This window comes from Quadrisphaera setariae, assembly GCF_008041935.1.
GTDB classification, from domain to species: domain Bacteria; phylum Actinomycetota; class Actinomycetes; order Actinomycetales; family Quadrisphaeraceae; genus Quadrisphaera; species Quadrisphaera setariae.
Window position 1 is genome coordinate 19,358 of record NZ_VKAC01000007.1, and the last position, 23,838, is coordinate 43,195.

The following is a 23,838-nucleotide window of genomic DNA, read 5'->3' on the forward strand; positions in this document are numbered from 1 at the left end:
CGACCCACCTGACCGAGAGGACCCGACTCCGATGACCGCGACCTTCCCCCTGGGCCCGTTCACCCCCCACGCCAGCAACCCGATCCTGTCCCCGCGCGGGACCACGTGGGAGTCGGGCAGCGTGTACAACCCGGCGGCGCTCGTCGTCGACGGGTTCGAGGGCGCCGACGGCCAGGAGGTGGTGCTGCTGTACCGCGCCCACGCCGACGACGTCGTCAGCCACGTCGGTCTGGCCCGCAGCCGCGACGGCGTCCACTTCACATGCGACCCCGACCCGGTGTTCTCCCCCGCCGAGCCCCACGAGGTGCACGGCGTGGAGGACCCGCGCGTCACCGAGGTGGACGGCACGTACTACCTCACCTACAGCGCCTACGACGGCGAGCGCGCCCTGCTGTGCCTGGCCACCTCGACCGACCTGCGCACCTGGGAGCGCCACGGCGTGGTGCTGCCGGAGCTCAACAGCTTCGCCGGGCACGAGGGCGGACCCACCGGCCCGTGGACCAAGGCCGGCGGGATCCTGCCGGTGCAGGTTGACGGGCGCTGGCTCATGTACGTGGGCGAGGGCTCGATCTACCTCGCGGAGTCCGACGACCTCGTCCACTGGCGGCTCGTGTCCGACCGGCCCGTGCTGGAGCCGGAGCCGGGCACGTGGTCGGAGTTCCTCGTGGAGGTCGGCCCGCCGCCGGTGCTCCTCGACAACGGCCTCATCTGCCTGGTCTACAACGCCGCCGTGAAGCTGCCCGAGGGCGGCGTGCGCTACGTGTGCGGGCAGGCCCTCTTCGACCCGGCCGACCCGACGCGCCTGGTGGCGAAGCTCGACCAGCCGTGGCTGGAGCCGCGGACCGCCGAGGAGCAGCACGGGCTGGTCTCCAACGTGACGTTCGTGGAGGGCCTGGTGCAGTTCCAGGGCTCGTGGTTCGCCTACTACGGGCAGTCGGACTCGACGCTCGGCGTGGCCGTGGCGCCTGCCGGGGAGGGCTTCGGCGGGTCGTCGCTCTCCGCACGGACCGCGGTGCTGTCCCCCGCCTGACGGCTCCCCACCCCGCTCTCTCTGATGCACTTTCCGCGGCAAGTGCACGTCCGACTCCGCGAGTGGCGCACTTTCCGCGGCAAGTGCGGAAGGGGGACCGGGGACGACGACGGGGCGGGGGGCCCGCGACCGGCGCTAGGGTCGCGGGCCGACCCCCACCCCCAGCACGGAGGCAGACGTGGAGCAGCAGGTCCAGCGCAGGGCGAGCCGGCGGCCCGTCTGGGTGCTCGTGGTGATCGGTGCGGCGCTGGTGGTGTGGGGGTCGGTGCTGGCTGCCGGCCCCGTGCGCTGCGGCGACGACGTCATGCTCCCGGGCGACCGGTGCTCCTTCTACAGCTCCAGCTCCTACGACCTGCAGTCCTACGGCGAGCGCCAGGCGGCCCAGCAGCGGCAGCCCTTCATCCTGGTGCCGGTCGGTGCGGTGCTGCTGGTGGCGGGGCTGGGCGCCGGGTTCGTGCTGGCCCGCCGGGCGGAGTCGCCGACCGGCCGGGCGCAGTGGCGGGAGTTCGAGGCGAGGGCGGCGCAGGGCCGCCAGACCGTCGTCGAGCGGCTGACACCCCCGGGGGGAACGGCGAACCCGGCCCTCGTCGCGGAGGCGCTGGTCGAGTACGAGCGGGGCATCGCCAAGGAGCGCCGTCGTCGGCGGTACCCGTCGGTCGAGGCGGGGCCGGTGCGCCGGACCCGCCTGGCCAGCCGGCGGCCCGTCATCCGGCTGCTGGCGCTCGCCGTGGTGCTGGCGGCGGTGGGCCTGTGGGCGTGGAACGCCGTGGAGCCGCGCTGCCTGAACAAGCCCATGGCTCCCGGCCAGACGTGCACCGTGACCGTGGGGCGGGAGCAGGTGGAGCGGACGGCGGACCAGCAGCTGGCCTCCCAGCGCCGGCCGGCGATCTGGCTGTTCTACGGCGCGGTCGGCGCCGCGGTGGCGTCGGTGCCCGCGGGCCTGTGGCGGGGGCGTCGCGTCGACGTGCCGGTGGTGCGCTGACGCTCGACACCTGCCCACCCACTGCCGAGAGACTGATGTATCAGTCCTCGCGCGGGGTTGCCGTCCTGATCTAGTCTGCGGGGGTGGCGACGAAGCTCCCCTGGCCGGTCAAGCTCCCCGTGCGCACGGACGCACCGGTGGACGACGTCGACGACGCCCACCTGCGGGTCGGTCACCCCCACGACCGCGCCGCCGGCGCGACCGCCGTCGCCGTCGCGCTGCGCCACGGCGTGGAGCAGATGGGCCCGCTGCGCACCGCGCAGACCCTGCTCAAGCTGAACCAGGTCGACGGCTTCGACTGCCAGGGGTGCGCCTGGCCGGACCCCGACCCGAAGCACCGCCACACGGCCGAGTTCTGCGAGAACGGCGCCAAGGCGGTGGCCGAGGAGGCCACGCGCCGCCGCGTCACCCGCGACTTCTGGGCCCGCCACCCCCTGAGCGACCTCGCCGGCCGCACCGACTACTGGCTGGGCCAGCAGGGTCGCCTCACCGAGCCGGTCGTGCGGCGTCCCGGGTCCGACCACTACGAGCCCATCAGCTACGACGAGGCGTTCGCGCTCATCGGCGAGCAGCTCCGCTCCCTGCCGACGCCTGACGCGGCCGCCTTCTACACCTCGGGGCGCACGTCCAACGAGGCGGCGTTCGCCTACCAGCTGTTCGTGCGCGCCTACGGCACCAACAACCTGCCCGACTGCTCCAACATGTGCCACGAGTCGACGTCGGTGGCCCTCGCCCAGACGATCGGCATCGGCAAGGGCAGCGTCCACCTCGAGGACTTCTACGACACCGACCTGATCATCGTGGCCGGGCAGAACCCGGGCACCAACCACCCCCGCATGCTCTCGGCGCTGGAGACGGCGAAGAAGGGCGGCGCGAAGATCATCTCGGTGAACCCGCTGCCCGAGGCCGGGCTGATGGGGTTCAAGAACCCGCAGACGCCCAGGGGCATGCTCATCGGCGAGCGCCTGTCCGACCTGCACCTGCCGATCCGCGCCAACGGCGACCTCGCCCTGTTCCAGTGGTTCGGCCGCGCCGTCGTCGAGGCCGGCCGCCTGGACCGGGCGTTCATCGAGGACCGCACCACCGGCTTCGAGGCCTGGGAGGAGCACGTGCGCAGGGTCGACCGCGACGAGGTGCTCGCCGCCACCGGCCTCACCCCGGCCCAGCTCGACGAGGCCACCGCGCTCGTCGTCGCCTCCCCGCGCTTCATCACCTGCTGGGCCATGGGCATCACCCAGCACAAGAACGCGGTCGGCACCATCAAGGAGATCACCAACCTGCACCTGGCCACCGGCGCCATCGGCGTGCAGGGGTCGGGCCTGTGCCCGGTGCGCGGGCACTCCAACGTGCAGGGCGACCGGACCATGGGCATCTGGGAGCGTCCCCCGCAGCACTTCCTGGACCGGCTGCGCGACGAGTTCGGGTTCGAACCGCCGCGCGAGCACGGCCACGACGTCGTCGACACGATCCGCGGCATGCGCGACGGTCACGTCCGCTTCTTCATGGGGATGGGCGGCAACTTCCTGCAGGCCTCCCCCGACACCGCCGCCACCGAGCAGGCCCTGGAGAACTGCGCGATGACGGTGCAGGTCTCCACCAAGCTGAACCGCTCGCACGCCGTCGCGGGTGAGACGGCGATCGTCCTGCCGACGCTGGGCCGCACCGAGCGCGACATCGCCCGATCGACGAGGCCGGGCTCTGCTGTCGGCAAGCCCCGCGAGCAGTTCGTCACCGTCGAGGACTCGATGTCGATGGTGCACGCCAGCCGCGGGCGCCTCGCGCCGCCGGCGCCCGGGGTGCTCTCGGAGGTCTCGATCATCGCGGGCGTCGCCGCCGCCACCCTGCGCGGCCGCACGGACGCCACCGGCGCCATCGACTGGGCCGGCTTCGCCGAGGACTACTCCACCGTCCGCCAGCGCATCGCGAAGGTGGTGCCGGGCTGCGACGACTACGACGCGAAGGTCCGCGCCCCCGGCGGCTTCCAGCTGCCGCACCCGCCGCGCGACTCCCGCACCTTCGACCTGCCGGGCGGGCGCGCGGTGTTCACCGCGGTGCCGCTGTCGGTGCTCACCGTGGCCGACGACCAGCTGGTGCTTCAGACGATGCGCAGCCACGACCAGTACAACACCACGATCTACGGCCTGGACGACCGCTACCGCGGCATCCACCAGGGCCGCCGCGTGGTGTTCCTCAACGCCGACGACGCCCGCGACCGCGGCCTCGCCGACGGCGACCACGTGGACCTCGTGGGCGTCTGGGAGGACGACGTCGAGCGGGTGGCCCCGAGCTTCCGCGTGGTCGTCTACGAGACCCCGCGCGGGTGCGCGGCGGCGTACTACCCCGAGACCAACGCGCTCGTGCCGCTGGACTCCCAGGCCGAGCACAGCGGGACGCCGACGTCGAAGGGCGTCGTCATCACGCTGCGCCGGTCAGCGACCACGACCGGTGGCTCGGCGGCTGGCACGACCGGCGCGCCGGCGGGTGACCACCACAAGGACCCGGTGCAGCCGCACCACCTCAGCTAGCCCTTCGTGATCATGGGAGCTGTGCACGCGATGCACGCAACTCCCATGATCACGGGCGGGACGAGAGGGTGGCGGAGAGGTCGAGCACGGCGTCGCAGCGGTCCACGCCCTCACGCCGGTGCGTGAGCAGCAGCACGCTGGGCCGCTGTCCGCCGTCGTCGTCCTCGTCTGAGAGCAGGTCGGCGATCAGCGCCTGGGCGGTGGGCTCGTCGAGGCCCTCGGTGGGCTCGTCGAGCACGAGCACGCCGGGCCGGGGCAGCAGCGCCCGGGCCGCCGCGAGCCGGCGCCGCTCGCCGCCGCTGACGGTGGAGCCGCCGTCGCCGAGCCAGGTGTCCAGGCCGTCGGGCAGCCGGGTGAACCACTCGCCGAGGCGGACGCGGACGAGTGCGCCCACCAGCTCCTCGTCGGTGGCGTCAGGCGCCGCCAGCGCCAGGTTCGCGCGCAGCGTGGTGGCGAAGAGGTGCTCGGTGGCCTCGCTGAGCAGTCCGACGCGGCGGCGGACGGCGGCGGGGTCGAGGTCGCGGACGTCCACGCCCCCCAGGGTCACCGCGCCGGCGCGCGGGTCGAGCAGGCGCGCGACCACGGCGCCCAGCGTCGACTTGCCCGAGCCGGACGGCCCGAGCACCGCGACCCGCTCCCCCGGCGCGAGCCGCAGGTCGAGCCCGTCGAGCGCGGGCGGGCGGTCCGGGTCCCACCCGGCCACCAGGCCGCGGACCTCCAGCGCCGCTCGCGCCGGCACGGCGGCGCTGCGGCCGGGCCGCTCGTCCACCGACGGCCGCTGCTCGGCCACCGCTGCCAGCCGGTGCTCGGCCGCCCGGGAGCGCTCGCGCGCGACGGCGGCGTCCACGAGCCCGAGCACGGGCTCCCCCAGCGCCAGCACCACGAGGACGACGACAGCGGCTCCCTCTGCACCCAGGCCGCCGGAGGCGACCGCGGCCCAGGCGCCGAGCGCCGCACCGACCACCGCGAGGCCCGTGCCCAGGTGCGCGACGGCGGTGGCGGTGCCGGACGAGCCCGCGGCGCGGACCTCTGCGACGGCCAGCTCGCGGCCGCGGGAGCGCGGCACGGCCAGCGCGGTGGTGGCTCCGGCCGTGGCGGCGCGGGCGGAGAGCTCGTCGACGGCGTCGACGGTCTCCACCGCGGCGTCGGCGAGGGCTGACCGCTCCGCGGCGAGTGCGGCGTCGGTGCGGCGCGCGGCGCGCGCGGCCACGGCCGGTGCGGCGACGGCTGCGACGGCGAACCCGACGGCGGCGCCGAGCGCCGCCAGCGGGTCCAGCACGGCCAGCACCCCGAGGACGACGACGACGGCCGCCAGCGCCGCGGCCGCGGGGAGCCGCCCGCGCAGGAGCCCGTCGAGGCGGGCGTCGACGTCCCCGACGAGGCGGGTGAGCAGGTCGCCGCGGCGCAGCACCCCCGGGCCGGGCACGCGCGGGACGAGGTCGGCGAGCACCTGGGAGCGCCAGCCAGCGAGGCGGCGGAAGGCGACCTCGTGGGAGGCGAGTCGTTCCAGGTAGCGCAGCAGCGGTCGAGCGACGGCACTGCCGCGGACCGTGACGACGGCGGCCGACAGCGTCAGCACGGGCGGCAGGGTGGAGGCACGCACGAGCAGCCAGGTGGCGGCGGCGGTCAGCGCGGCCCCCGCGAGCCAGGAGGCGGCGCCGAGCGCGACGGCGGCGCCGGGCCGACGCCCCGCCGCGCGCGCGAGCCGCGCCCACCAGCCGCCCCGCTGCTCCCCCGGCCCCTCGTGGTCATCGGCGTCGCGCACAACCCCCTCGTGCTCCTGGGCCGCCGGAACACGTCCTGAGGCACTGTTGCGGAACGGGGGCACCTCCCGCTTGCGGGGGACCATGGTCACGGAGGGGGTGGCTGCCGCGAGGGGCGGCGTCACGGCGACCGTCCTGTCGACGGCGGCCAGCAGCGCCGGACGGTGCGCGGCCACGAGCACGGCGCTGCCGGCGTCGGCGGCGGCCCGCAGCGCGGAGACCACGCGGGCCTCGGAGGCGGTGTCGAGGTGGGCGGTCGGCTCGTCGAGGAGCAGCACCACGGGGCGACGCCCCGCAGCGCGCAGCACCCGGGTCAGCGCCAGGCGCTGGCGCTGCCCGGTGGACAGGCCCGCGGCGCGCTCACCGATCGGAGTGGCCAGACCGGCGGGCAGCGCCTCCACCTCGGCGCGCAGGCCGACCAGCTCGAGGGAGGCCAGCAGCTCGGCGTCAGGCGGGGCGCCCGAGGCGCCGACCCCGTCGTCGTCCTCCAGGACCCCGGCCAGCTCCTCGTCGAGGAGGAGTGCGTCGCGGACGGTGCGGGCGTGGGGCAGCAGCGGGTCCTGCGTGAGCAGCAGCGCCTGGCCGGACAGGTCGACCGACCCGGAGGTCAGCGGCTGCACCCCGGCCAGCGCCCGCAGCAGCGTCGTCTTGCCCGCCCCGGACGGTCCCTGCAGCGCGACGAGCTCGCCGCCGCGCACGGCGACCGCGTCGAGGACCAGGGCGTCGACGGACCGCCCGGCGTGCCGCACGCGCAGCCCAGAGCCGCTCACCGAGGGTGCCTGCTCGCTGGCTCCACCGACGGGAAGCACATGATCACGATCGGGGGTGGGAAGGGGGGACGTGAGGACGGCGTCGACCTCGGCCACCACGGCGGCGGCGTCGGCGGAGGCGTGGAAGCGGGCGCCCACCTCGCGCAGCGGCCGGTACGCCTCCGGCGCGAGGAGGATCACCAGCAGCGCGGGGGCCAGCGGCATCGACCCGTCGGCCACCCGCAGGCCGGTCTCCACAGCGACCAGCCCCACCGACAGCGTGCCGACGAGGTCGAGGGCGGTGGAGGACAGGAACGCCACGCGCAGCACCCGCAGGGTCGCCTCGCGGTGGCGCTCGGTGGTGGCGGCCACCTCGCCGACCTGGCGCTGCGCCCGACCGTGCACCCGCAGCAGCGCCAGACCGCGCACCACGTCGAGGAAGTGCCCCGCCAGCCGCGCCCCCTCCTCGACGCGCTCGGCGGCGCGGCGCTGCGTGGCCCAGCCGATGAGGATGGCGAAGAGCGGCACGAGCGGCAGCGTGACCAGCACGATGAGGGCCGAGCGCCAGTCGACCGCCAGCAGCACCAGCACCACCACGGGCGGCATGAGCACGCCGACCACGAGCGAGGGCAGGTACCCGGAGAACCACGGGCGCAGGGCGTCCAGGCCGGACGCTCCCCCGCCGGAGCTCGCGCCGGGACCGGTGGTCGCCGCCACCAGTGCGCGCAGCCGGCCCGCCCCGTGGGAGGCGACCCAGGCGGGACCGCGCTGCAGCGCGGCCTCGAGCACCCGCGTGCGCAGCTCCTCCACGGCCAGCGACCCGGCACGGGCGGACAGCACCGACTCGGCCCGCGCGAGCAGCGACCGGGCGGCGAAGGCCGCCCCGAGCACCGCCAGCGACAGCGACAGGCCACCGCCGCCGCCCGCCCAACCGGGCAGGCCGTACCCGGCAGGTGACGTCACGGCTCCGCCGCGCGCCGCCACCACGAGGGAGACGACGACGCCGGTGGCCGCCGCCGCCACGAGCAGCGTCACGAGCACCTGGGCCGCCCCGACCACCACGAGACCTGCCACGGGGCGGCGGGCGGCGCGTGCGTGGCGCAGCAGTCGCGGGTCGACGGGACCGCGGCTGGCGCGCGCAGGGTGGCTAGCGCCCATGATCACGGCGGCTGGGAGGGACGGGGATCAGGCGGTGGCGACGCGCTCGCTGGAGACGCGACGGCGGAACACCCAGTACGACCACACCTGGTAGACCACCACACCCGGCACGACCACCGCGCCGAAGGCCGTGACGAGACCCAGCGCGGCGGGCGTGGCCGCCGCGGACTCCCTGGTCAGCGCCCACGCGGGGTCGAGCGTGCTCGGCAGCACCACGTCGCCGTTGGCGAGCATGACCGCGGCCACGACACCGGCCACGAGCAGCGACGCCAGGGTGAACGCCACGCCCTCGCGGCGCAGCCGCACCGCCGCCGCCACCGCGACGGCGGTGGCCGCCACGAGCGCGCCGGTCACCACGAGCCCGACGTCGAGCGGCTCCGTGCCGGCCAGGCCGGCGACGGCCACGACGGCCCCCAGCGCTGCCACGACCGTCGCGGCGAGGGCGGCGACGCGGTGGGCGCGCACCCGCACCGGGCCGGTGGTCCGCAGAGCGAGGAAGCAGGCGCCCAGCAGCAGCGAGAACGCGAGAGCGGCCACCGCCCCCAGGGCGGCCTGGGCGGTGAGCAGGGGGGCCACGGTCCGCGACAGGCCAGCGGCCAGGCCGGGCTGGGCGACCACCTCGCCGTCGGCGCCGAGGGCCAGGCCCCGCACGAACACCGACAGCAGCGCACCCCACAGCGCGACGACGCCGGCGGAGCACAGCGCCAGGACCACCTCGCAGCGGCGCCGCCAGCGCGGGTCGGCGTGCTTGCCGCGGAACTCCAGCGCCACGCCGCGCCCGGCCAGGAGCAGCAGCACGCCGACCATCGGCAGGTAGGTGCCGCTCAGCAGCGCGCTGTACCAGGCGGGGAAGGCGGCGTAGGTGACGCCGATCGCCGCGACCAGCCAGACCTCGTTGCCGTCCCAGAACGGGCCGATGGTCTTCAGGGCTGCGCCGCGCTCGTGCTCGTCGCGGCCCACGAGGGGCGCGAGCACGCCGACGCCGAAGTCGAAGCCCTCGAGGGTGAAGAACAGCACCCAGCACAGGACGACGACGGCGAACCAGACGGTGACGAGGTCCACGGTCTCTGCTCTCCAGTCAGCGGGTCAGCGGGTCAGTAGCTGGGCACGGCGGCGCGCGGCGCAGCCGGGGAGGCCTCGGACGCGCCCTCGTCGTCGTCGCCCGTGGAAGCCGGCGGGGCCGGGCGCACGGGCGGGTCGGTGAGGTCCTGGGCGACCAGGTGCTTCACCAGCCGCAGCCACACGACGGCGAGCACGCCGTAGACCGCGGTGAACGCCGCGAGGCTCAGCCACGCCTCGCCGGCGGTGAGGCCCGGGGAGACCCCGTCCTTGGTGAGGGTCAGCCCGAACGCGAGCCAGGGCTGGCGAGCGGTCTCGGTGAACACCCAGCCGGCGGTGCCGGCGGCGGCGGGCAGCAGCGGCAGCGTGGGCAGCATGCGCAGCGACAGCTGCACGAGCGGGCGCGGGAAGAGGCGCTGGCTCATGAACGGCAGGGCGCTGGCCCTGGGCTCGCGGGGGTCGAGGCCCTTGCGGGTCAGCCACAGGTAGACGCCGGCGACGAGCGCGGCGAGCAGCCCGATGGTGATCATCGCCCTGAAGGACCAGTAGGCCAGCGGGATGACCGGCGCGTAGTCGCCGGGGCCGAACTGCTGGGAGTACTGGGCCTGCAGGTCGTCGATGCCCTGGACGGTGGAGTGGAACTCACCGGTGGCCAGGAACGACAGCAGGTACGGCAGGTCGAGGCTGAAGATCGGGCGGGAGCCGTCGAGGTTGCCGATGGTGAGCAGGCTGAAGGGTGCGCCCGTCGTCGTCGTGTACAGCGCCTCGGCGGCGGCCATCTTCATGGGCTGCACCGACGTCATGACCTTGCCGAGGGTGTCGCCGGTGAGGGCGGTGGCCAGGCCGCCCGCCACGGTGGTCCAGGCGCCGAGGCGGGCGATGCCGGCGAAGGCGCGCTGGTCGGGGTCGACGGCACGGGCCTCGGGAGACCCGGCCGCACCGGCGGGGGCGGGACCGATCCAGCGGCGCCACGAGCCGACGGACAGCAGCAGCGCGCCGCCGAGCATCGCCGCGCCGGCGATGGTGTGGGGGAAGGTCGCGAAGAGCACCGGGTTGGTCATGAGCTCGGTGAAGCTCGACAGGTGGGCGCGGCCCGTGGACGGGTCGAGCTGGTAGGCCACCGGGTGCTGCATGAAGGAGTTGGCGCCGAGGATGACGTAGGCGCTGATGAGCGTGCCGATCGCGACCACCCAGATGGTCGCCAGGTGCACGAGGCGGGGCAGGCGGTCCCACCCGAAGAACCACAGGCCCAGGAAGGTCGCCTCCAGGAAGAAGGCGAGCATGCCCTCGATGGCGAGGGTGGGGCCGAAGACGTCGCCGTAGAACCGGGCGAAGGCGCTCCAGCCCATGCCGAACTGGAACTCCTGCACCAGGCCGGTCACCACGCCCACGGCGAAGGTGACGAGCAGCAGCTTGCCCACCAGCAGGGTGGAGCGGCGAAGGCGCTGGGCGCGCTCGGGGTCCCTGGTGAGCACCGAGGCGGTCTGCAGCCCGGCGGTGAGGCTCGCCAGGCTGATCGACAGCGGTACGAACAGGTAGTGGTAGATCGTCACGACGGCGAACTGGAGGCGGGTGATGTCCACGACGTCCACGGATCAATACTACGACTCGTAGTACTCAGATCTGTAGTACGTCGCGTGTCGTACTCGTCACAGGATGCGGTTACCATCGGCGGCGTGGCAGCAGCAGGGACGGCGGGAGCCGGCAAGGTCGGTGGCCCCGTGGGCGGCGCGCTCGAGCGCGACGTCATGGCCCGGCTGTGGGCGTCGACCGAGCCGCTGACGGTCCGGCAGGTGCACGAGGAGCTGCGCACCAGCGGTGACGACCTCGCCTACACGACCGTCATGACGGTGCTCGACAGGCTCGCCAAGAAGGGCGTGGTGCGCCAGGAGCGCGACGGCCGCGCCTTCCGCTACTCCCCCGCCCAGAGCCGCGAGGAGCTGACCGCCGCCCTCATGCTCGAGGCGCTCGGCTCCGCCCCCGACCCCTCCGCGCGCGACGCTGCGCTGGTGCACTTCGTGGGGCGCGTCGGCCCGCAGGGGGTCGCCGCGCTGCGCGCCGCCCTCGACGCCGCCGGCTGACGGCCTTCCGGCCGCACCCCTGCCACCCTGCGACGACGCCGCCCGGTGACCGCCGCGCCGGGCGCGCCCGCCACCTGACCGCGCCCCTGGCAGGCTCGGGGCCATGACCGCCTTCGCACTGGGCCTGCTCGGCCTGGTGCTGTCCCTCGTGGTGCCGGCGCCGCTGGCGAGGGCCCGGTGGACGGCGGCCACCCCCACGGCCTCGGTGGTGCTGTGGCAGGCGGTGGTGGCGGCGTCGGTGCTGAGCGCGGTCGCCGTCGTCCTCATCGCCCCGGAGGAGATCAGCGGGGCGCTCAGCGCCGGCCCCACCGCCGCGGCGTGGGGGCTGTTCGGCGCGCTGGCGGTGGCGCTGCTCATCGTCGCGCGGCTGGTGGTGAGCCTGGTGGGGGTCATGCGGCGCTCCGCGGCGCGGCGCGCGCGGCACCGCGAGCTGCTGGACCTCCTCGACGACGCCGAGCGCAGCGCCGCCCTGGCCGGCGACCTCGCCGGTGACGACCCCGATGACGACGGCCAGCGCGCGGCGGCCGTGCGCGGCCAGCTGCGCGTGCTGGGCGCCCCCCTGCCGCTGGCGTACGGGCTGCCCGGTCGCAGCCCCCGCGTGGTGGTGAGCGACGGCGCGCTGCGGCTGCTCGACACCGCGCAGCTGCGGGCGGTGCTCGCGCACGAGCAGGCCCACCTCGACGCCCGCCACGACGTGGTGCTGGAGTCGTTCGCGGCGTTCCACCGCGCGGTGCCGCGGCCCCTGCGCAACGAGCGCGCGCTCGGCGCGGTGGAGCTGCTGCTGGAGGCCGCCGCCGACGACGCCGCCCGTCGCCGCTGCGGCGACGCCCCCCTGCGCTCGGCGCTGGAGCTGCTGGGGACCGCGGTCGACCCGGGTGTCGGGGCGCTGGCCGCCGCCGGCACCGAGGCCGAGCGGACCGCCGACGACCGCGCCGTCGCCGCGCAGCGCGCTCAGCGCCTCGACCGGCTGCAGCGGCCGCTGCCGAGGCGGTGGCGCTCGGCCGGCGTGCTGGCGCTGGCCGCCGGGGTGCTCGTGCTCCCCCCGGTGGTGCTCGTGGCGCCCTGGCTCACCGACGCGCTCGTGACCCTCCCCCTCCTCCGCCCGTGATCATGGGAGTTGCAGACACACCCCACCGTGAACATGGGCGTCACGCCCACGCCTGCGCAGTGCCAGGGCGAGGTGCGCCGGTCAGGCCTCAGCTGAGCACGTAGTGCTGCAGGTCCCTCAGCGTCTGGTCCATGTGCGACTCCATCGCCGCCCTCGACGCCGCCGGGTCGCCGCTGCGCAGCGCGTCCAGCACCCCCGCGTGCTCGGCGATGGCGTGGGCCTGCACCGGCTCGTGCCGCGACGTCTCGTGGCGCCGGGCGCGCAGCACCGCTGAGAGCGGGCCGAGCAGCACGGCGACGAACGGGTTGCCCGAGGCGTGGAGCACGACGTCGTGGAAGGCGATGTCGGCGGCGACGAACGCCGCGACGTCGCCGCGCTCGTGCGCGGCCCGCATGGCGTCGAGGTGCCGCGCGAGGTCGGCGAGGTCGGCCTCGGTGCGGTGGGCCGCGGCGAGCTCGGCCGCCCCCGTCTCGACCATGCGGCGCAGCTGCAGCAGGTGCAGCGGGGCGTCGGCACCGCCGCTGCGGTCGTGCACGTGGGCGACGGCGCGGATGGACGTCCACTGCGCCGCCGGGAGCACGCGGGTGCCGCGGCCCCGCTCCACCTCCACCACGCCCTGCGTCTGCAGCACCTTGAGCGCCTCGCGGAGGGTGAGGCGGCTGACCTCGTTCTCCTCGGCGAGCTCCGCCTCGGGCGGGAGAAGCTCACCGGGGGGCGTGCGCCCGTCGGCGATGCGCTCGAGGAGGGCGGCGACCACGACGTCGACCAGGGACTCGCGCGCCAACCGGGACCTCCGAGCGTGATGGGCGGACGTCGCCACACTAACGACGACGACGGTCGCCGCCAGCGCCCCGCCGCCGCAGCGGCCGGGCGCCGACGGCGACCAGGAGAGGACCGAGCGGCGTCAGGCGCCCGTGAGCTCCCACCCGGCCCAGACCAGCGCGAAGCCGGCCAGCCCCAGCACGGTGGTGAGCACGGTCCAGGTGCGCAGCCCGTCGGCCACGGACAGGCCGAAGTACCGGGTCACCGTCCAGAAGCCGGCGTCGGTGACGTGGCTCAGGCCCAGCGAGCCGAACCCGACGGCCACGGTGAGCAGCGCGACCTGCAGCGGCGAGTACCCGCCGGCGGTGACGGACTCGACCAGGAGCCCCGTGGTGGTGACGATGGCGACGGTCGCGGAGCCCTGCGCGGCGCGCAGCGCGAGGGTGATGACGAAGGCCAGCACGATGACCGGCAGGCCGAGGGTGTCGAGCACCCCGGAGAGCGCCGCGCCGATGCCGGTGGCGCGCAGCACCTCGCCGAACACGCCTCCGGCCGCCACGACGAGGAGGATCGCCGCGATCGGCGGCAGCGCTCCCTCCATCACGTCACCGGTGCGCTCCAGCGACCATCGCCGGCGCACCGGGATGGCGAAGTAGGCGATGCCGACGGCGACGAGCAGCGCGAAGACGGGCGTGCCGACGAAGGCGGCGGCCCCGTAGAGGGGGTGGTCCTCGCCGAGGGTGAGCGTGAGGGCGGTGCCCAGCAGGATCTGCGCGATGGGCGCCGCCACGAGGAAGGCGATGAGGCCCGCGCTCGGCGGCGCCTGGACGCGCTCGGCGACCGCCGTCGTCGTCCCCGCGCCACCCCCGCCCGAGCCGCCCGGCGCACCGGCGGAGCCCCCGTCGAGGCCGTCGCGGCCGAACTCCTCCACCTGGCGCGCCACGGCCTCGCTCACCGCCAGGGGGTGGCGGGTCATGCGGCGGCCCAGGAGGTGCGCGATGACCGCCAGCGGCAGGCAGGCGAGGAGGCTGATGAGCAGCACGAGGCCGATGTCGGCGCCGAAGACGCCGGCGCCCGCGACGATGCCCGGGTGCGGCGGCACGACGACGTGCACCGAGAGCGCGATGCCCGCCATCGGCAGCCCGAAGCGGATCGGCTGGAAGCCGAGCACCTTGGCGAAGGCGTAGACCACCGGGACCAGCACGATCACGGCGACCTCGAAGAACACCGGCACCGCCACGAGGAACGCCACCGCTGTCAGCGCGATGGCCGTGCGCTGCGGCCCGAGGGCGGAGGTGAGCCTGTCGGCGAGGCTCTGCACGCCGCCGGAGGTCTCGATGAGGCGGCCGAGCACTGCGCCGAGGGCGATGAGCAGCGCGACCTTGCCCATGGTGGCGCCGACACCGGTGGCCACCACCGTGAAGACGTCCGCCAGCGGCAGCCGTGCCGAGATCGCCACGAGCACGCTCACCACGAGCAGCGCGAGGAACGCGGGGACCTTGAACCTGATGATGAGGACGAGCAGCGCGGCGATGCCGGCGGCGGCGATGCCGAGCAGCAGCGGCGTGGACAGCGCCACCTCGGGCGCGACGGGGTCTGCGGCGAGCAGCACGGAGGTCTCCTGGGGGCGGGCAGGCGTCATCGCCTGCGGGCGGGGTGGCGCAGGGGCGGGTGCCGGCTCAGGTGCCGGCGGGTCAGAGGCTCCGGGTCAGGAGCGGCGCTGCGGGGTGAGCACGCGGATGACGGCGGAGTCGTCGGACTCCCCCAGGCCGGCGGCCTCCCCGAGGAGGAACAGCTGCTCGGCGGCGGCGGCCACGGGCGCAGCCAGGTGGGCGCGGCGGGCGGCGTCCCCGACGATGCCGAGGTCCTTGACGAAGATGTCCAGGCGGCTGAGCACCTCGGCGCCGCCGTCGTCGTGGGCCTGCAGCATGCGCGGCCCGCGGTTGCCGAGCATGAACGAGCCGGCCGCGCCGGCGTTCAGCGCCTCGAGGGTGCGCTCCCGGTCGAGCCCGAGGGCGTCGGCCAGCGCGAGCGCCTCCGCCGCCGCGGCGATGTGCACGCCGCACAGCAGCTGGTTCACGGTCTTCAGGGCCTGGCCGTCGCCGGGGGCGTCACCGACCACGGTGAGCGTGGACGCGAGCAGGTCGAGCACGGGCGCCGCGGTCGCCCGGGCGCGCTCGGTGGCGCCGACGACGACGAGCAGGTCGCCGGCGCCCGCGCGGGCGGGACCGCCGGACAGGGGCGCGTCGACGAGGTCGACGTCGCGCTCGGCCAGGCGAGCGGCGAGCTCCGCGATGCCGTCGGTGCCGACCGTGCTGGTGAGGACGACGGCGGAGCCGGCGTCGAGGTGGTCGGCGATGCCGCCGTCGTCGTCGGCTCCACCGAAGAGGAGGGCGTCGAGCTGCGCGGCGTTGCGGACCGCCACGAGCACCACCTGGGCGCCGCGGACGGCGTCGGCGGCGGAGCCGGCGGTCGTGACGCCGGCCCGCGCGGCCAGCTCGAGGCGGGCGGCGGAGATGTCGTAGCCGCGCACGGGCAGGGCGCTGGCCAGGCGGGTGGCCATGGGCAGGCCCATGGCGCCCAGGCCGATGACGGCGGTGGTGGGGGTGCTGGTGCTCATCGTCGAGTCCTCCGGGTCAGGGGGTGCAGACAGGTGAGGTGCGTCAGGGAGCGGCCGAGAGGGTGCGGACCACGGCCAGCAGGGAAGCGTCGTCGCCGACGTTGCCCGCGAACACCACGTACGGGACGCCCGCGGCGGGGCCCTCGACGGGCTCCCACAGCGACACCAGACCGGGCAGCAGCGGCCCGCGGACCACGGCGCGGCGGATGCCGAGCCCGTACCGGGCGACGTCGCTGGAGGTGATGCCGCCCTTGGCCACGACGAAGCGCGGTGCGGTGCGGGCGACCACCCGCTGCACCACCTCGACGACGGCGCGCGAGACGGCGATCGCGATGTCGAGGCTGGCGGCGGCGTCGCCTCCGGTGGTGAGCACGCGGGAGGTGCTCACCACGGCGTCGCCGTCGGCGAGGGCGGCGACGAGCCTGTCGACCACGGCGGCGAGGTGCCCCTCTCGCCGGGAGCCGTCGAGCACGGAGGCCACGTCGAGCTCGACCTGGTCGGCCAGGGGGTGCCCGCCGCGCAGCTGCTCGAGCTGGCGGGTGGTCAGCCCCACGTGGGACCCGACGACGACGAGCCCGCCGCGGGCGTCCCCGACCGGGACCTCCTCGCGCGCCAGGGGCTCGCGGGGCTCCATGCCCACGCGGGCCCGCACGAACGGTGGCCCCACGCGGTGGAGGAAGCGTCGCCCTTCTCCTGCCAGCAGCTCCTCGGCGAGGGCGAGCACGCGCAGGTCGTGCTCGTCGGCGGCGTCGACCACCACGACGCGCCCGTCGCGGGCCCCGCGCAGCACGTCGGCAGCGGCCTCGGGTCCCCGGCGCAGCTCGGCCAGGGTCAGGGCGAGCACGTCGGCGGCTGTGACGGGCGTGGCGCTGCTGGTCGCGGCGCTCTTCTCCGCCACCCAGTCGCGCAGGTCGGAGGCGGTGTAGCCGAAGGTGGCGTCGCGGGCGAACTCCGTCTCCCCCACCGGGGTGCAGGTGCCCCCGGTGCCGTCAGCGCCACCGGTGCACCAGTAGTGGACGGCGTCGACGGTGATGCGGCCGGCGTCGGGGAAGGCGGGGACGACGAGCACCGCGTCGGGCACGGGCTCCCCGAGCTCGCGCAGGGTCGCGGTGATGACGTCGGTCTCGAGGGGGAAGTGGCCGCGCAGCGTGCTGTCGCCGCGGGAGACGAAGCTGACGTCCACCCCGAGGCGGCGGGCCGCAGCCACCCCGGCGCCGACGACCTCGCGGTTGGTGCGGGCGGCGTCGTCGGGGCCCAGGGCGCGGGTGTTGGTGAGGACGTAGACGCAGGGCGCCCCCTGCTGCAGGCCCCAGGCGAGGTCGTCCTCGGTCCAGCTGGTGAGGACAGGCACGCCGTGGACGGACTGGGTGCCCGTCGGGTCGTCGTCGAGGACGACGAGCACGCGGCCCGCGGCGGCGACGCGCGTGGCGACGTCGGCGGCCTCGACGGCGTGCGGCGGCAGGTCGCCCGTGAGCTGTTCGGGCGAGGTGGGGGTGGCTGCGGCGGCCATCCAGATCAACTCCCTTGTCATCTGATGTCAGACATCTAACGACAGGTGACTGGCTGCTCGCGACCCCGAGCCCATCCGTGATCATGGATGTTGCCCACGGACCACCCCGTGATCATGGACGCGGCGCCCATGATCACGGCGGGTGCGGGGTTCAGAGGTGGACCGACTCCACGTGCAGGTCGGCGTCCAGCAGCACGGCACCACCGGTGGCGCCGGGCTCGAGGTGACCGCGGTCGTCCCGACCCAGCAGCGAGGCCGGCGTGGACGTCACCGCCGCGAGCGCGTCGGCGAACGGCAGCCCGGCACCCACCGCACACCGCAGCGCGGCGTCGAGCGTGAGCGTGCTGCCGGCGATCGCCCCCGGTCCCCCGGCCTCACCCTCCTCAGGAGCCAGCCGCGCGACCCCGTCCACCACGGACACCGCCAGGCCACCCAGGTCGTAGCGGCCGTCGCCGCTGCCGGCGGCTGCCATGGCGTCGGTGACGAGCACCCACCGCCCGCGACCGGCGGCCCGCGCGGCGTGGGCGAGCACGAGGGGGTGCAGGTGCACGCCGTCGGCGATGAGCTCCACCACCACGCGCTCGTCCTCCAGCAGTGCGACCACGGGGCCCGGGTCGCGGTGGTGGACGGGCGGCATCGCGTTGAAGAGGTGGGTGGCCACGCGCGCGCCCGCGTCGACGGCGGCGCGCGCCACCCCCGCGTCGGCGCCGGTGTGCCCGACGGCCGCCAGCACGCCGGCACCGGCGAGCCGGCTCACGAGCGCCAGGCCCCCGGGCAGCTCGGGAGCCACCGTGGCCATCACGACGACGTCGGTGGCGAGCAGCGCGTCGACGTCGTCCTCGGTCGGGACCCGCAGCAGCGACGGCGCGTGAGCGCCCCGGTGGGCCGGGTCGAGCCACGGTCCCTCGAGGTGCACGCCGGCCAGCTCTCCGGAGCGCACGAGCGGCTGGAGCGCCGTCGCCACCGCCACCAGCTCGGCCACCGGCCGCGTGACGAGGGAGGCGACGAGCGTGGTGGTGCCGTGCTCGCGGTGGGTGCGCGCGACCGTCCGCGCCGCCTCCACCTCGCGCTCGGGGTCACCACCGTCCGCGCCGAAGGCGGCCCCTCCCCCGCCGTGGCAGTGCACGTCGACGAACCCCGGCACCACCCGGTGCCCCCGCACCTCGCGCTCAGCGGGTGGCGCGGGCTGGGAGCCCGCACCGACGGCCGTGACCCGACCTCCGGCGAGGTGCACCCAACCGTCGGTGAAGACGCGCCGGCCGGTGTGGACCTCGCCGCGCAGCAGCACGGACGCCGGGGCCGTCGCCGTCATCATCGCTCGTCCGGGAGGGTCAGCGCGTCTCGGTGACCTTGCGCAGGCCGCGCGGGGAGTCGGGGTCGAGGCCGCGGGCCAGCGCCATGTGCGCAGCGAGCCGCTGCAGCGGCACGATCTGCACCACCGGCGCGAGGTCCTCGGGCATGCCCGAGGGCAGGGCGAGCCTCACGGTGGCGTGCGGCGCCAGCCCGCTGGGCGCGACGGCGCACACGTCGGCGCCGCGCTCGTGCAGGGCGTCGAGCACCGGGACGAGCGCCTGACCGCCCGGCCCCTCGGGGACGACGACGACGACGGGGCGGTCGGCGTCGACCATGGCCAGGGGCCCGTGCATGAGGTCCGCGGCGGAGAAGGCCATCGCCGACAGGTAGGAGGTCTCCATGAGCTTCAGCGCCGCCTCGCGGGCGGTGGGGTAGCTGAAGCCGCGGCCCGTGAGCACGAGCCGGTCCACGAAGCGGTAGCGGGCGGCCACGGCGTCGACGTCGTCCTCGGCCACCGCGGTGGCCAGCAGCGACGGCAGCGCCGCCGCGGGCTCCAGGGACGCACCCCGCCACGCCTGCACGAGCAGCCAGAGGGTGAGCAGCTGCGCGGTGTAGCTCTTGGTGGCGGCCACGGCCAGCTCCGGGCCGGCGAGCACGTCGAGGTGGAGCTCCGCGGCCTGGGCCAGCGGGGAGGCGGCGTTGTTGGTGACCGCCAGCGTCAGAGCGCCGGCGCGGCGAGCGGCGGCCGTCGACTCCACGAGGTCGGGGGACCCGCCCGACTGGCTGACGGAGATCCACAGCACGCCGCGCAGGTCCGGCTGGGCGCCGTAGACGGTGAGCGTGGAGGTGGAGGTCAGCCCCGCGGGCAGACCGAGCTGCACCTCCACGAGGTACTTGGCGTACAGCGCGGCGTGGTCGCTGGTCCCGCGGGCGGTGAGCAGCACCATCCGGGGGGCGGCCGCGCGGACGGCGGCGGCGACGCGCTGGAGCTCGCCGCCGGCGCTGGCGGGCTGCTGGGCCGCGCTGACGAGGCGCTCGGCGACGGCGGGCTGCTCGGCGATCTCCGCGAGGACCAGGCGCCCGCGCTGGGCCCCATCTCCGCGCTGGCCGGCGCGGTTCTCGGACGGGGATGAGAGCGTCACGGGGATCCTCCGGGGTGCGCTTGACGCGGGGACGTGTCGGCGTCAGGGTCGGGTCAACTGGACCGTACCAGTGCGGACCAGTCAGTCACAGCACCTCGAGGAGGACCGGTGGAGGCAGACGCCAGCACCCGAGCCACCGCTGCCGTCGTCGTCGACGGGCCGGTGCCCAAGCGCGACCAGCTCATCGCCATCCTGCGCCGCACGGCCCGCGAGGACCTGCGGCCCGACCAGCCGGTGCCGTCCGAGCGCGAGCTGGTGGAGCGCCACCGCGTCAGCCGGCAGACCGTGCGCGAGGCCATCGGGCACCTCGTGCACGAAGGCGTCCTCTACCGCGTGCACGGCAAGGGCACGTACGTGGCGGCCGGCCAGCTGCAGACCCAGCTGCACCTGGCGTCGTTCACCGAGGACGTGCGCCGGCGCGGCCTCGTCCCGTCGACGCGCGTGCTGCGCGCGGACGCCGCGGACCCGCCGGAGGAGGTGGCCACCGCGCTGCGGCTGTCCGCTCGCCCGGCCGGCCGCCCCGGCGCCTGGCGCGTGGAGCGCCTGCGCCTCGCCGACGGCTCCCCCCTGGCGCTGGAGGAGAGCTGGTTCCCCGCGCACCTGCTGCCCGGGTTCCTCGAGCACGACCTGGCGGGCTCGCTCTACACCGTCCTCGGCAGCGAGTACGGCCTGTCACCGACCACGGGCGACCAGCTGCTCACGGCGGAGGTCACCACGCGCGCGCAGGCCGAGCTGCTGCACACCTCCGCCGGTTCGCCGCTGCTGGTCTTCACGAGGACGACGAGGGCCGGCGACGTGGTGGTCGAGCGCACCACGTCGTGGTTCCGCGCTGACCGGTACAGCGTGAGCACGACCCTGGACCGCACCCCACCGTCCTGACCGGCGACGCTCAAGAAGCCGGCGAGGTGGGCCGCGCCCAGCGCCGCAGCACCACCTGCCGGCCGCGCTGCTCCCCCGTGCTCGTCCCGCGCTCGGTGAACCCGGCGCGCTGCGCCACCCGCTCGCTGGCGGCGTTGCCCTCGACCGTCATCAGCGCCACCGACCCGTACCCGGCGCCCTCCGCCCACGCGACCAGGGCGAGCACCGCCGCGGTGACTGCTCCGCGCCCTCGCGCGGCGGGCAGCAGCGCGTAGAAGACCTCGGGCTCGTCGGCGGGCAGCCCGGTGATCCCGCAGGTGCCCAGCGCCGTCCCGGCCCCGTCGCGCACCACGTAGCGCTGCACGAGCCCCTCGGCGGCCCGCGCCTGCTGGCGGAGCAGCCGGGCGCGCGCGGCCGCCTCGTCCAGCCCGGCGGGGTAGTAGGTCCACGCCGCGACGTCCGGCGTCGCGGACAGCGCCACCTCGACGGGCCAGTCCTCTTCGGTCACCGCCGTCAGCGCGAACGGCGGCGCGGCCAGTGCGGCGGGGGGACGTCGACGGTCAGCGCCAGTCACCCGTGCACTGTCACAACGGCGTCCCACCCGAGGGAAGCCCTCCCCTGCAGGGCGCAGGAAGCTCTCAGCGCGCCGCGAGGAGCGCCTCGGCCTCGGAGCGGGAGCTGGCGTACGCGATGGGGGCGCCCTGGGCCTCCGAGGAGCGCTGCATCTGCATCGCCACCAGCGGGTCCTGCAGCACGATGACGGCGAACGCCATCTGCGCTCGGGCGGCGACGCCCATCGTCCCCTCGATGAGCTCCTGCACGTCAGGGGTGGTCGGCCCCATGCGGGACATGTCGCACAGCACCGTCCGTCCGGGGCGGTGCTCGCCGATCGCCGCGGTGAGGTCGCGGGAGAAGGCCTTCGCCACCTCGAGGTCCCAGTCGCCCCACTCGGTGAACTGCAGGCGGTTGGCGGCGCGGTCCCAGGCGATCTCGAAGCCGCCCGGCACCTCCTCCGGGGCGGGCAGGTGCACCTGTCCGGTGCTGCTGCGCAGGCCGGTGGTGATCCGGGTGAGCTCGTCGACCACGCGGTGACTGCGCAGGGCCGCCCTCGAGGTGCGGCTGGCGAGCTCGGCCACCGTCGCGGTGGAGGAGGCGATGGTCGAGGCCTGGCGCGCCAGGTCGGTGGTGGTGGCGGTCATGGACTGGGTGGAGAGCGTCTGCTCCTCCACGGCCGCCGCGATCGAGTGCTGGAACTCGCTGATGGCGTCGATGAGGCCCCGCACGGTGCGGATGGCTGCGATGGCGGAGGCGGTGTCGCCCTGGATCTGCGCGACGGTCTCGGCGACCTCGTCGGTGGCGTTGAGGGCCAGCAGGTTGGTCTGCTCGGCGATGTCGGTGATGGCCCGCGCGACGTGGCCGACGCGGTCGCTGGACCGCTCCAGCGCTCCCATCGTCTCCTCGGCGACCACCACGGCGTCCACCCCCTCAGCCGCCGAGCCGACGGCGAGGGAGGCGCTGCGCGCGATCTCGGAGATGGCCGCCTGCATCTGCTCGCCGGCCGCGGCGAGCGCGGCGACCTTCTCGGAGACGTCGTCGCTCGCCGTCGCGAGGTCCACCGCCGAGGCGGCCGTGTCACGGGCGCCGTCGGAGATGGTGCGTCCCGTCAGACCCATCTCCTGGCCGGCGATGCCGAGCAGCTCGACCGACCCGGCGACGGGCCGGAGCCGCTCGACGAGGGACGCGAGCGCAGAACCCACCACGTCGTCGGCGCTGGAGCGGCTCAGGTCTCCGCGGTGGAGGGCTGCCAGACCCTCGCGGACGGTGGCCGCCTGGCGCTGCTCCGCGCGGTGGGCGCGGGCCCCGAGCACCGCCGTCGCCGCAGCTCCCGCCACGGCCGTGGCCAGCCCGACCGTCGTCGGGAGGTCGAGGGCGACCGTCCCTGCGGTCCCGAGGCAGGCGAGGGAGCCGACGAGGGCGGGGACGACGACGCGGGACAAGGGGGCCTCCTGCTGGACTCCGCACTGGGTGGTCTTCCTGTCCTCATCGACCGCCGGAGGCCGCTCCTCAAGCCCGTCCCTCTCGAGGAGTCGGGCCGGCCGCCCCGGCAGGTCCTCTGGCGCTGCGCGCCCGTCCGTCGCACGCTCAGCCCGTGGACGACGGCGACCCGCGGGTGGCGACCACCGCCTTCCTGCCCGGCGGCTACCTCGGCACCTTCCCGACGTGCGGGAGGCCGGCCGTGCAGGCCTCTCGCTACCCGCACGCCCTGTGCGCGGCGTGCACCGGGTCCGCCACCTGCGAGGCCCACGGCCTGCCGGCGGCCCTCGGCGGCGACAGCGGCTCGCCCCTGGGCGGGTGGGTGCCCGGCCACGTGGGTCCGGACGGGTGGGACCCGTGCACCGGGGACGGCGCCGTGGTGGTGCGGGGCCAGCGCTGCTGGCTGTCCGAGGCGCGGTTCGGGGGCACGGTGGCGCAGCCCGCGGGGTGAGGCGGGCGGAGAGCGACGCGACGACCTGGGTCTGCTGGGCCGGCTCGGTCAGCAGTCGCAGGTGCTGCGTGCCGAGGGGATGCCGGGGGGGGTGGACCCTCGTCACGCTCTGGTGGCTGAGCGTGACCAGGCGGTGGCGCGTGGCCGCTCCACCCGTGCTGCCGGCGCTGACGGCTCAGGTGGTGGGGGTGCGCTCGGTCGGTGGGCGTGGTGGTCATGAGCAGCAGCTGCTCAGCACGCCGCGCGGTGGTGTGTTCCACGGCCCGGCGGGGACTGAGCAGCCACCGCTGCAGCGGGTCGCTGCTGGCGGGAGGCCGCACCTGCGGCGCTCCGTGGATCATCCGCACCTCCCACACGCCCAGGGTGACCAGGATGTGGTGGCGGCCGCACAGCAGGATGCCGTGGTGCTCCGGCACGGGTGGCCGCCAGCGCCTCGGCCAGCGGACACGTCAGCGGCAGGGGCGCGGGACCGGGGACCGGCCCGGCGCCGTCCTGACGGGCCGCGGGGTCGGCGCCGAGGGCCCCCGGGGGCAGCGGCGGCACGACCCACTCCGAGCTGGGGGCCCCACCGCCCGCCACGGCGCCGGGGTCGCCCTCGTGGGGCGTCTCGGCGGCCGTCCAGGTCACGGGAAGGACGCTAGGAGTGAGCGCCGACAGTCGAACGGGCGTGCAACACCCCTGCACAGGGGCATGGTCCACGGAAGTCGAGGTTC

18 protein-coding genes are annotated in these 23,838 nt (G+C 75.7%); 7 read left to right on the forward strand and 11 right to left on the reverse strand.

The window, feature by feature from the left end; all coding sequences use genetic code 11:
* Window positions 1–31 precede the first annotated feature (31 nt).
* The 3 genes from FMM08_RS12475 (at window position 32) to FMM08_RS12485 (ending at window position 4,537) form a co-directional block, all read left to right on the forward strand.
* Window positions 32–1,030, forward strand: coding sequence for a glycoside hydrolase family 130 protein (locus FMM08_RS12475; protein ID WP_147926711.1), 999 nt, complete (start codon window positions 32–34; stop codon window positions 1,028–1,030).
* 178 nt (window positions 1,031–1,208) lie between these two features.
* Window positions 1,209–2,012: a hypothetical protein gene (locus tag FMM08_RS23035; protein ID WP_187279732.1), complete on the forward strand. Its 804-nt coding sequence runs from the start codon at window positions 1,209–1,211 to the stop codon at window positions 2,010–2,012.
* A gap of 83 nt (window positions 2,013–2,095) precedes the next feature.
* Window positions 2,096–4,537, forward strand: coding sequence for an FdhF/YdeP family oxidoreductase (locus tag FMM08_RS12485; RefSeq protein ID WP_222710720.1), 2,442 nt, complete (start codon window positions 2,096–2,098; stop codon window positions 4,535–4,537).
* A 49-nt stretch (window positions 4,538–4,586) separates the two neighbouring features.
* Here FMM08_RS12485 and cydC read toward each other — a convergent pair whose 3' ends face one another.
* Genes cydC through FMM08_RS12500 form a run of 3 tightly spaced genes read right to left on the reverse strand, consistent with a single transcriptional unit; the run spans window position 4,587 to window position 10,858 of the window.
* Window positions 4,587–8,207, reverse strand: a complete 3,621-nt coding sequence (gene cydC, locus FMM08_RS12490) for a thiol reductant ABC exporter subunit CydC (RefSeq protein WP_147926713.1) — start codon at window positions 8,205–8,207, stop codon at window positions 4,587–4,589.
* A gap of 27 nt (window positions 8,208–8,234) precedes the next feature.
* Window positions 8,235–9,269 (reverse strand): cytochrome d ubiquinol oxidase subunit II, encoded by a 1,035-nt coding sequence (gene cydB / locus FMM08_RS12495; RefSeq protein ID WP_147926714.1) that lies wholly within the window; start codon window positions 9,267–9,269, stop codon window positions 8,235–8,237.
* A 32-nt stretch (window positions 9,270–9,301) separates the two neighbouring features.
* Window positions 9,302–10,858, reverse strand: a complete 1,557-nt coding sequence (locus FMM08_RS12500) for a cytochrome ubiquinol oxidase subunit I (protein ID WP_147926715.1) — start codon at window positions 10,856–10,858, stop codon at window positions 9,302–9,304.
* A gap of 156 nt (window positions 10,859–11,014) precedes the next feature.
* On the opposite strand from FMM08_RS12500, the gene FMM08_RS12505 reads away from it, so the two are divergent.
* Window positions 11,015–11,347, forward strand: coding sequence for a BlaI/MecI/CopY family transcriptional regulator (locus tag FMM08_RS12505; protein WP_147926938.1), 333 nt, complete (start codon window positions 11,015–11,017; stop codon window positions 11,345–11,347).
* A 103-nt stretch (window positions 11,348–11,450) separates the two neighbouring features.
* Window positions 11,451–12,455, forward strand: a complete 1,005-nt coding sequence (locus FMM08_RS12510) for a M48 family metalloprotease (protein ID WP_147926716.1) — start codon at window positions 11,451–11,453, stop codon at window positions 12,453–12,455.
* A gap of 88 nt (window positions 12,456–12,543) precedes the next feature.
* On the opposite strand, the gene FMM08_RS12515 is transcribed toward FMM08_RS12510, so the two are convergent.
* The 6 genes from FMM08_RS12515 to FMM08_RS12540 all read right to left on the reverse strand — a co-directional run bounded on the left by FMM08_RS12515 (window position 12,544) and on the right by FMM08_RS12540 (window position 19,782).
* Window positions 12,544–13,239 carry a FadR/GntR family transcriptional regulator gene (locus FMM08_RS12515; RefSeq protein ID WP_147926717.1) on the reverse strand — a complete coding sequence of 232 codons (696 nt, stop codon included), beginning with the start codon at window positions 13,237–13,239 and terminating at the stop codon, window positions 12,544–12,546.
* 120 nt (window positions 13,240–13,359) lie between these two features.
* The gene (locus tag FMM08_RS12520; RefSeq protein WP_147926718.1) at window positions 13,360–14,859 is read right to left on the reverse strand and encodes a GntP family transporter; all 1,500 of its coding nucleotides are present in this window, start codon (window positions 14,857–14,859) and stop codon (window positions 13,360–13,362) included.
* Window positions 14,860–14,925: 66 nt separating this feature from the next.
* Window positions 14,926–15,837: an NAD(P)-dependent oxidoreductase gene (locus FMM08_RS12525; protein WP_147926719.1), complete on the reverse strand. Its 912-nt coding sequence runs from the start codon at window positions 15,835–15,837 to the stop codon at window positions 14,926–14,928.
* A gap of 43 nt (window positions 15,838–15,880) precedes the next feature.
* Window positions 15,881–17,347, reverse strand: coding sequence for a four-carbon acid sugar kinase family protein (locus tag FMM08_RS12530; protein WP_147926720.1), 1,467 nt, complete (start codon window positions 17,345–17,347; stop codon window positions 15,881–15,883).
* Window positions 17,348–17,498: 151 nt separating this feature from the next.
* Window positions 17,499–18,662, reverse strand: coding sequence for an N-acetylglucosamine-6-phosphate deacetylase (locus FMM08_RS12535; protein ID WP_439653562.1), 1,164 nt, complete (start codon window positions 18,660–18,662; stop codon window positions 17,499–17,501).
* Between the two features lie 16 nt (window positions 18,663–18,678).
* A complete protein-coding gene (locus FMM08_RS12540; RefSeq protein WP_147926722.1) occupies window positions 18,679–19,782 on the reverse strand; it encodes an SIS domain-containing protein in 1,104 nt (367 codons plus the stop codon).
* 108 nt (window positions 19,783–19,890) lie between these two features.
* On the opposite strand from FMM08_RS12540, the gene FMM08_RS12545 reads away from it, so the two are divergent.
* Window positions 19,891–20,661, forward strand: coding sequence for a GntR family transcriptional regulator (locus FMM08_RS12545; protein WP_147926723.1), 771 nt, complete (start codon window positions 19,891–19,893; stop codon window positions 20,659–20,661).
* Between the two features lie 10 nt (window positions 20,662–20,671).
* Here the strand turns inward: FMM08_RS12545 and FMM08_RS12550 are convergent, their stop codons facing one another.
* Together FMM08_RS12550 and FMM08_RS12555 are read right to left on the reverse strand one after the other, a co-directional pair.
* Window positions 20,672–21,214, reverse strand: coding sequence for a GNAT family N-acetyltransferase (locus FMM08_RS12550; RefSeq protein WP_187279733.1), 543 nt, complete (start codon window positions 21,212–21,214; stop codon window positions 20,672–20,674).
* A 64-nt stretch (window positions 21,215–21,278) separates the two neighbouring features.
* Window positions 21,279–22,637, reverse strand: coding sequence for a methyl-accepting chemotaxis protein (locus FMM08_RS12555; RefSeq protein ID WP_147926725.1), 1,359 nt, complete (start codon window positions 22,635–22,637; stop codon window positions 21,279–21,281).
* Between the two features lie 152 nt (window positions 22,638–22,789).
* Between FMM08_RS12555 and FMM08_RS12560 the strand changes: the two genes are divergently transcribed.
* The gene (locus FMM08_RS12560) at window positions 22,790–23,125 is read left to right on the forward strand and encodes a hypothetical protein (protein ID WP_147926726.1); all 336 of its coding nucleotides are present in this window, start codon (window positions 22,790–22,792) and stop codon (window positions 23,123–23,125) included.
* Window positions 23,126–23,838 lie beyond the last annotated feature (713 nt).

What these genes read in the sequence shown, in the direction of transcription:
- FMM08_RS12535 (WP_439653562.1), bottom strand. Translation starts at nt 18,662, where the DNA reads ATGATGACGGCGACGGCCCCGGCGTCCGTGCTGCTGCGCGGCGAGGTC.
- cydC (WP_147926713.1), bottom strand. Translation starts at nt 8,207, where the DNA reads ATGGGCGCTAGCCACCCTGCGCGCGCCAGCCGCGGTCCCGTCGACCCG.
- FMM08_RS12505 (WP_147926938.1), top strand. Translation starts at nt 11,015, where the DNA reads ATGGCCCGGCTGTGGGCGTCGACCGAGCCGCTGACGGTCCGGCAGGTG.
- FMM08_RS12510 (WP_147926716.1), top strand. Translation starts at nt 11,451, where the DNA reads ATGACCGCCTTCGCACTGGGCCTGCTCGGCCTGGTGCTGTCCCTCGTG.
- FMM08_RS12520 (WP_147926718.1), bottom strand. Translation starts at nt 14,859, where the DNA reads ATGACGCCTGCCCGCCCCCAGGAGACCTCCGTGCTGCTCGCCGCAGAC.
- FMM08_RS12475 (WP_147926711.1), top strand. Translation starts at nt 32, where the DNA reads ATGACCGCGACCTTCCCCCTGGGCCCGTTCACCCCCCACGCCAGCAAC.
- FMM08_RS12530 (WP_147926720.1), bottom strand. Translation starts at nt 17,347, where the DNA reads ATGGCCGCCGCAGCCACCCCCACCTCGCCCGAACAGCTCACGGGCGAC.
- FMM08_RS12525 (WP_147926719.1), bottom strand. Translation starts at nt 15,837, where the DNA reads ATGAGCACCAGCACCCCCACCACCGCCGTCATCGGCCTGGGCGCCATG.